The sequence below is a fragment of the Roseiconus lacunae genome, from assembly GCF_008312935.1.
Taxonomy (GTDB): Bacteria; Planctomycetota; Planctomycetia; order Pirellulales; family Pirellulaceae; genus Stieleria; species Stieleria lacunae.
The window spans coordinates 1-481 of record NZ_VSZO01000044.1; the positions used below are offsets into that span (position 1 = coordinate 1).

The following is a 481-nucleotide window of genomic DNA, read 5'->3' on the forward strand; positions in this document are numbered from 1 at the left end:
GCCGCCACGTTTCATCTGGAATGGCGTCAAATGGACGTTGATAATACGTACTGATGTATCGAAACGCTTCAATGTTGCGGAGTAAAAGCCAAAAAGGCCCGCAGTGGGTGGGACGAATTCCAAATCGGTTAGCTTGATCTTCGATGCGAAGGCAAACCGTTCGCCGGCGTAGCGACCGTTGTGTCCGGCGGAGTGGAAATGCGGGTGCGTTTCAGCAAGGCGGTCGCGGAGAAACCGTTCCGATTGCACCGTTGTCTCTTGGAAGCAAATGACGTCGGGGGCAGCGGTCTCGAGTGCATTAAGCACTTGATCGCCGCGTCGGTTGCCCCAGTTCAAATTGTACGTCGCAATACGGATCGAATCGGCACTTGCATTGGTAGCAAGTGTCAATGCGAAGGTCAGCAATGATGCGAGCTTCTTCATTTCTGTCGGCGAACGTTGGTGATAACGGGGTCGCGGCCAAACATCGTGAACTCAGGAA

1 protein-coding gene is annotated in these 481 nt (G+C 53.6%); it reads right to left on the reverse strand.

Annotated features, from left to right (window positions below):
- The coding region (locus FYC48_RS23130; RefSeq protein WP_200836682.1) for an endonuclease/exonuclease/phosphatase family protein at positions 1 to 423 on the reverse strand (423 nt) is incomplete at its 3' end.
- Positions 424 to 481 lie beyond the last annotated feature (58 nt).